General features: G+C 38.0%; 8 protein-coding genes and 1 tRNA gene. 8 read left to right on the top strand and 1 reads right to left on the bottom strand.

Annotation, left to right across the window (positions count from 1 at the left end; genetic code table 11):
* Window positions 1-106 precede the first annotated feature (106 nt).
* The 3 genes from ACWITO_RS02600 to ACWITO_RS02590 all read left to right on the top strand — a co-directional run bounded on the left by ACWITO_RS02600 (window position 107) and on the right by ACWITO_RS02590 (window position 2,211).
* Window positions 107-571 carry a hypothetical protein gene (locus ACWITO_RS02600; RefSeq protein ID WP_448528446.1) on the top strand — a complete coding sequence of 155 codons (465 nt, stop codon included), beginning with the start codon at window positions 107-109 and terminating at the stop codon, window positions 569-571.
* Window positions 572-669: 98 nt separating this feature from the next.
* Entirely contained in the window at window positions 670-1,305 is a 636-nt protein-coding gene (locus ACWITO_RS02595; protein ID WP_448528445.1) for a hypothetical protein, read from the top strand.
* A gap of 93 nt (window positions 1,306-1,398) precedes the next feature.
* The gene (locus tag ACWITO_RS02590; protein ID WP_448528444.1) at window positions 1,399-2,211 is read left to right on the top strand and encodes a TrmH family RNA methyltransferase; all 813 of its coding nucleotides are present in this window, start codon (window positions 1,399-1,401) and stop codon (window positions 2,209-2,211) included.
* Here ACWITO_RS02590 and ACWITO_RS02585 read toward each other — a convergent pair.
* Window positions 2,197-2,997 (bottom strand): lysophospholipid acyltransferase family protein, encoded by an 801-nt coding sequence (locus ACWITO_RS02585; protein ID WP_448528443.1) that lies wholly within the window; start codon window positions 2,995-2,997, stop codon window positions 2,197-2,199. The genes ACWITO_RS02590 and ACWITO_RS02585 overlap by 15 nt on opposite strands.
* A 69-nt stretch (window positions 2,998-3,066) precedes the next feature.
* On the opposite strand from ACWITO_RS02585, the gene ACWITO_RS02580 reads away from it, so the two are divergent.
* The 5 genes from ACWITO_RS02580 (at window position 3,067) to ACWITO_RS02560 (ending at window position 6,404) form a co-directional block, all read left to right on the top strand.
* Window positions 3,067-3,693, top strand: a complete 627-nt coding sequence (locus ACWITO_RS02580; RefSeq protein WP_448528442.1) for a cytochrome c oxidase subunit 3 — start codon at window positions 3,067-3,069, stop codon at window positions 3,691-3,693.
* A gap of 81 nt (window positions 3,694-3,774) precedes the next feature.
* Window positions 3,775-4,587 carry a cytochrome c oxidase subunit 3 gene (locus tag ACWITO_RS02575; protein ID WP_448528441.1) on the top strand — a complete coding sequence of 271 codons (813 nt, stop codon included), beginning with the start codon at window positions 3,775-3,777 and terminating at the stop codon, window positions 4,585-4,587.
* Between the two features lie 27 nt (window positions 4,588-4,614).
* Window positions 4,615-4,953 (top strand): cytochrome C oxidase subunit IV family protein, encoded by a 339-nt coding sequence (locus tag ACWITO_RS02570; protein WP_448528440.1) that lies wholly within the window; start codon window positions 4,615-4,617, stop codon window positions 4,951-4,953.
* Between the two features lie 133 nt (window positions 4,954-5,086).
* Window positions 5,087-5,173 (top strand) — tRNA-Ser (locus ACWITO_RS02565).
* 241 nt (window positions 5,174-5,414) lie between these two features.
* Window positions 5,415-6,404 (top strand): ribonucleoside-diphosphate reductase small subunit, encoded by a 990-nt coding sequence (locus ACWITO_RS02560; RefSeq protein ID WP_448528439.1) that lies wholly within the window; start codon window positions 5,415-5,417, stop codon window positions 6,402-6,404.
* Window positions 6,405-6,509: the final 105 nt, after the last annotated feature.

Below are 6,509 nucleotides of genomic sequence, written 5' to 3'. Positions count from 1 at the left end.
ATTTAAAAAGTACAACTCAAAGTTAATCATTTTTTCAATTACCCTAAGTTTTTTTATTTAAATCCCTTGAAAACAATAAGTTAGACTTATAATTCACGTTAAAAATATGAAAAAAACAGCTTTCATTCTTGTTTTCTTTTTGGGGGTAAATTTTGCTTTTGCCCAAACTACCTGGCAGTGGAAACAGCACAACCTCAAATTTTCTTTACCTTCGGGCTTCAAGGTAAAATCAAACACAGCCAACCAGTTCCAAGCCAAAGGCGTAGGTGTTGAGTTTGATATTTTTGTTTGGCAAGACCATAAGGTTACAGCCAATAATATGAAAGATGCGTTAGTGCTTTTAGCCGATACCTATATTGATAACATTAGCCATTATGGCGAACACGACCTTGACGACTTTGAAGGGGCTTACGTAATCGGCGACTATAAAGGCAAAAAGACCATTTTCTTTGGATTTATTGATAAAAGAGGAGGCACCAATTTCTTTGCAGAGGTTATTTTTGATGAAGACGATGATGATGCCCTTGAGGATGCTTTCCATATCGTGGATAGCATTGATAGAATTGACTAAACTGCTACCTTAATCTTGGCGAAATCACGAGTAAAAACGTGGTTTCGCCGCTAATTCCTACTAATTCCTATTTCTTAACCTTAAAAATCAATAATTTTATGCTAAAACAAATCTTTGCTATTGTTTCTGTTGCGATGCTTCTTTCTGCTTGCGGACAAAAAAGCGAAAAAGGTGCTTGGTCGGAAAAAGATAAAGGCGACTTCAAGAAAGGTTGCTTGCAAGCTTATGATGAAAAATTAGCCAAAGAAGAGTTTTTCAAAGTTATGGGTATTGCAAAAGACGATTTTGTAAAAGTTTGCGATTGTAGTATTCAAAAGTTAGAAGCAACCTATGCCCCACAAGACATCATCAAAGGCGATAAACTTTCTGATGATGCTCAAAAGCTAATGGATAAATGCTTTGTTGAAAACTTTGTTGGTGAAAAAGGTGCTTGGAAACCCAAATTCAAAGAAATTGTAAGCAAGCAAATGGAAGAAATGACCGTAAAGAAAGCCCACTCTGACGAAGAAAAAGCCATTTTGCAAACACTCGGGCAATGCATGTTGGAAAAAGTTGAAAAAGAGTTTGAAATAGCTGATGTAATGAGCAACACTGTTTCAAATGCTTCTATGGGAAAAATAAAATCTATTGCGGAAAATTGTGCCGTAGAATTAAAATTGGGTATGGATATTCTGGGAGTAGTATTTGAAAAAGCCGCACAGGAACAAGAAAATCAACCTACCGAAGGGAAATAGGCACTCAAATATTTCAAAACTGAATGAGAAAGACGACATTATCGTTTTTGATGATAATGTCGCTTTTTTTATCTTTGCAAGAAAAAAATAGTTTTGACCGAAATCATCACTTCTTTACAAAATCCGAAGATTAAGCAAATTTTGCGTTTGCAAGAAAAAGCCGCTGAACGCAAAAAGCAAAAGCTAACGCTTGTTGAAGGGAAAATAGAAATTGGAATAGCTATTAGTGCTTCGGTGGCTATTCAAAGCGTTTTTTATTTGCAAAGCAAAGAAAGTGAAGTAAAAAATTTCTTTGCAGGGAAATTACCCAAACATACGCAAACACATTTTTGGGCTGTTTCGGAAAATGTATTCACCAAAATTGCTTATCGTGAAAATAGCTTTGGAGCGGTTTGCGTGGTGCAAACACCTGAAAATACTCTGCAAAACCTTGCCTTATCTGAAAATGCTTTGGTTTTGGTGCTGGAAAATGTAGAAAAACCGGGAAATTTGGGGGCTATTCTTCGTACAGCCGATGCGGCAGGAGTAGAGGCAATTTTTCTGTGCAATCCACAAACCGATTTATTCAATCCGAATGTAGTAAGGGCAAGTTTGGGCTGTATTTTTACCCAAAAAGTAATCACTTGCACCAATCAGGAAGCCTTTGATTTTTTAGCAAAAAGGAATTTTCAGTTGCTTGCTACGGCACTAACGGCTTCGGTGCCTTACACAAGTATTGACTACCGCCAGCCCACTGCTATCGTAATGGGGACAGAAGCCACAGGGCTTACCCCTTTTTGGTTGGAAAAATCTCATCAAAACATCATTATTCCAATGCGAGGCAAAATTGACTCAATGAATGTATCCGTTTCGGCGGCGATAGTTGTTTTTGAGGCAATCAGGCAAAGAGAATTAGGAGTTGGCTAACTCTTTGCGTATCATATTCTCGCAGTGCTGTAAAAGACTTTCTGCATTAGGGAAATCTTTTTGCCAAAGAGGTGGGAATATTTTTACTCGCATAGTGGCAAAAGGTTCAATAGGCATACGTTTCACTGTCCAGAAATTTTCCAGAGCAATGGGGATAATAGGGGCTTCAGGCAAAATTTCGCAGAGTTTTGCAAAACCAGCAGTTTTGAAAGGGCGTACCTCGTTGCTATAACGATTGCGAGTGCCTTCGGGGTAAATATATGCCGCCCAATTGTTTTTTTTCACCTTCCAAGCAAAATCTTCAATAGATTTCAAAGCATTTACCTTTTGACTTCTATCAATTACGCCGTGTCCGCCATAGCGAATATTCCACGAAACGCTTGGTATCCAATAGGCAAGCTCTTTTTTGGCAATATATTTAAGATGATGAGAGGTTTTGCTGAAAAGATAGCCCAAACACGCAATCTCGTATTCGCTCTGATGATTGCTAACTACAATGATAGGAGTATTTTCAGGGAGATTCTGTAAAACTTCTAAGCCTTCAAGGCGGGTTTTCGTGCCAATTAGAAGCGTAGAACGCCACACCAAACCCATCATTGCGTGGCTAATGAGCATATACGATTTATAACCAAAAAGCGAAAAAATAACGTGGAGCGGGTGAAAGACAAGAATAATAAGCAAAAAAACAAGCAGTTGAATAGCAGTCAGTCCCCAAGCGATAATTTTTTGGGATAATGAGTGGTCGGCGGTGTTTTCGTACTCTAATGCGTCTGAAAGAGAAGTCATTTTCAAACAATTTTGCCCAAAGATAGTTAAATTTTTTGATTTTTTGTAATTTTGCCAAAAAATATAGCAATGCAAACAACTTCCTTTGAAAACCAGCCCGTTAATTTTTATGAAGAACCCGAAGAGGTTTTTTCAATGAACCCCAAAAAGTTTATGCTTTGGCTTTTTGTGGTGAGTATCACAATGATTTTCGCTTCGCTTACCAGTGCCTATATCTACAAGCAATCCGATAAAGACGCTTGGATAACCTTCGATTTGCCCGAGGTATTGCTGTATAGTACGATTGTAATTGTGGTAAGCAGTATATTTATGCAACTATCATATCATTTTGCCAAAAAAGATGAAATTGGCAAACTCAAAGCAAATTTATTTATTACGGCGATTTTGGGAATAACTTTCTTAGTAATGCAGTGGGAAGGTTGGGTAAAATTGGTACAAATGGGGATTTTTGTAGGTGGTGTGGATAGAATGGGAAACCCCGTGAGTCCTGCGGGTTCTTTTGTGTACGTGCTAATGGGTTTGCACGCTTTTCACCTCATTACGGGATTGATTTTCTTATTGAATGTAACTTGGAGTGCTTTTCGTTTCAAGGTACATAAAAAGGCAATGCTCAAAATAGAACTTTGCAATATTTATTGGCACTTTTTAGGAGGCTTGTGGGTATATTTGTATCTTTTTATGAGCTTGAACCGATAAAATCCAAAATTTTACTTGCAAATTTCATTTGTTTGGTTTTTATTTGTGGTGAAATAATAGACAAAAACAACTCATAAAAATATGGCACATTCAGCTACTGCAACAGAAACAAACTCAAAAACAGGACTTTGGTTTGGAGGTAAAGAGCCATTCAAAGCCAGCTACGGAAAGCTAATGATGTGGTATTTCTTACTCTCTGATGCTTTTACTTTTTCGGGGCTACTGGTGGCTTATGCGGTGTTACGCTTCACAAAAACCGGTTATTATGAATCTGACTACGCCAAGCAATTTGCATCTATAAAAGAGGCAGGTGAAAAATTCGTAACTTCTGCTGATTATTGGCCTATCCCTGAAAGAATTTTTGATGCTTTTCCTTTCTTTCACGGTCAGCATTTACCACTGGTCTTTGTAGGTCTGATGACCTTCATTCTGATTATGAGTAGTGTAACGATGGTGCTTGCCGTAGAGGCAGGGCATCGCCGCCATAGAGCCGATGTAGAAAAATGGATGCTTTGGACAATTTTAGGTGGTTTGACTTTCTTGGGCTGTCAGGCTTGGGAATGGACACACTTCATTACAGGTACAGATAAGGGTGCAGTACGTGATGTATGGATGAATGGCGAGTGGGTAAAGCAAACCATTCACGGTGCCAATCTCTTTATCAATGAATACGGACCTGCTCCTTTTGCCTTTTGCTTCTTTACCATTACAGGTTTTCACGGATTCCACGTATTTAGTGGTGTTCTTATCAATATAATTGTGTTCTACAATGTGGCAATGGGTATCTACGACCGACCTGGTAGAAACTACGAAATGGTTGAAAAAGTAGGTTTGTATTGGCACTTTGTAGATTTAGTTTGGGTATTTGTATTTACGTTCTTTTATTTGGTGTAATTTGTGTAATTAAAAGTTTTGAGAAATATGGCATACGCTTATGAAAATGTACCTCCCGGAGAGTACCCTAAACCACAGACCAAAGTTATTTGGAAAACGTTTTGGATTTTATTCTTCATCACGGCTTTAGAGTTTTTACTTGCCTTTACTATGCCCACAGGAGGCTTACGTACTACTATTTTCGTACTGATGACTCTCGTGAAGGCTTTCTACATTGTAGCCGAGTTTATGCACCTTAAACACGAGGTAAAAGGGCTTGTGTATGCAATTCTTGTGCCTACTATCTTTGTCATTTGGCTTATTGGGGCAATGTTCATTGAGGGTGGCTCTATTTATGATTTGGTCTATAATCTTTACAAAAAATAGTAAAATAAACCAATTTGCAAACCTACAAGAGAATGTACTCGGAGTAGGTTTGCATTTTTTTTTGACTAAAATTTGCATATTTTAGAAAAAGTTTCTACTTTTGCACTCGCAAATACAGAAAAAACGCATTTTCAGAGGGATGGCAGAGTGGTCGATTGCGGCGGTCTTGAAAACCGCAGACCTCTTGCGGGGTCCGGGGGTTCGAATCCCTCTCCCTCTACCCAAAAGCCTCAAAGTTCAGCTTTTGAGGCTTTTTTCTTTTTTATGGTACAATTTTAAGTACAAACTTCTTCCCAAACAAAACATTTTCCTTCCGCTGTTGGTATATGAAACGGGCAATTTTACTTACCAAATGTTCAGCAAAAAAACAGCATTAAGATTTGATTTTCCCTAAAAATTGCCTTAAATTCGTAACTGCTTTGTCATTTTTTAGTCATAACTCAAACAAAACAAAATATCTTATGAATCAAGCAGAAATGGCTTTCAACGAACCCCTTTTGCAAGAAAACAAAAACCGCTTCGTGTTGTTCCCTATCAAATATTTTGATATTTGGGAAATGTACAAAAAATCGGTTGCTAATTTTTGGGTTGCCGAAGAGATTGATTTCGCCCAAGATGTCAAAGAATGGGATACCAAACTCAACGACAATGAGAGGCACTTCATTTCTCACGTTTTGGCATTTTTTGCCGCCAGCGATGGTATCGTGAATGAAAATCTTGCTATCAATTTCATCAACGAAGTGCAAATTCCCGAAGCTAAATGCTTCTACGGCTTTCAGATAATGATGGAAAATATCCATTCAGAAACCTACTCTCTAATGATTGATACCTACATCAAGGATAGCAAGCAGAAAGATTTCTTGCTCAATGCTATTCACAACATTCCTTGTGTAGGCAAAAAAGCAGATTGGGCTTTGCGTTGGATAACCAATGGCTCATTTGTAGAACGCTTGGTTGCCTTTGCGGCAGTAGAAGGTATTTTCTTTTCGGGCAGTTTTTGCTCTATTTTTTGGCTCAAAAATCGCGGACTTATGCCCGGACTTACTTTTTCCAACGAGCTTATTTCTCGTGATGAAGGTTTGCACTGCGATTTTGCTTGCTTGCTTTATACCAAGCACGTACAGAATAAATTGCCCAAAGAAAAAGTCTTGGAAATTATTACTGATGCTGTAAAAATTGAGCAAGAGTTTGTTACAGATGCCCTGCCTGTAAATTTGATAGGTATGAATGCCGATTTGATGAACCAATATATTGAATTTGTTGCAGATAGATTATTAGTAGCTTTGGGCTATGAGAAAATTTACAACGTAAGCAATCCGTTCCCTTTTATGGAAATGATTTCTTTGCAAGGAAAAACCAATTTCTTTGAAAAACGTGTAGGCGACTATCAGAAAGCAGGGGTAATGGCTTCCAAAGAAAAACAAGTATTTTCTACTGACGAAGACTTTTAGAAAATCCATACCCAAAAGAGAGCCTCAAATGCTTGACTGCGTTTGGGGCTTTATTTTTTTGAGGCTATCGGATTTGGGTTTCATTAAATTTTGCTAATATTGCCT

This window comes from Raineya sp. (assembly GCF_053497555.1).
The sequence above is the reverse complement of the archived record's forward strand: the minus strand, read 5'-3'. Positions and strand labels throughout refer to the sequence as shown.

Excerpts from the sequence above, each read along its gene's own strand:
- ACWITO_RS02600 (WP_448528446.1), top strand. The coding sequence starts at position 107 with ATGAAAAAAACAGCTTTCATTCTTGTTTTCTTTTTGGGGGTAAATTTT.
- ACWITO_RS02595 (WP_448528445.1), top strand. The coding sequence starts at position 670 with ATGCTAAAACAAATCTTTGCTATTGTTTCTGTTGCGATGCTTCTTTCT.
- ACWITO_RS02585 (WP_448528443.1), bottom strand. The coding sequence starts at position 2,997 with ATGACTTCTCTTTCAGACGCATTAGAGTACGAAAACACCGCCGACCAC.
- ACWITO_RS02580 (WP_448528442.1), top strand. The coding sequence starts at position 3,067 with ATGCAAACAACTTCCTTTGAAAACCAGCCCGTTAATTTTTATGAAGAA.
- ACWITO_RS02575 (WP_448528441.1), top strand. The coding sequence starts at position 3,775 with ATGGCACATTCAGCTACTGCAACAGAAACAAACTCAAAAACAGGACTT.
- ACWITO_RS02570 (WP_448528440.1), top strand. The coding sequence starts at position 4,615 with ATGGCATACGCTTATGAAAATGTACCTCCCGGAGAGTACCCTAAACCA.
- ACWITO_RS02560 (WP_448528439.1), top strand. The coding sequence starts at position 5,415 with ATGAATCAAGCAGAAATGGCTTTCAACGAACCCCTTTTGCAAGAAAAC.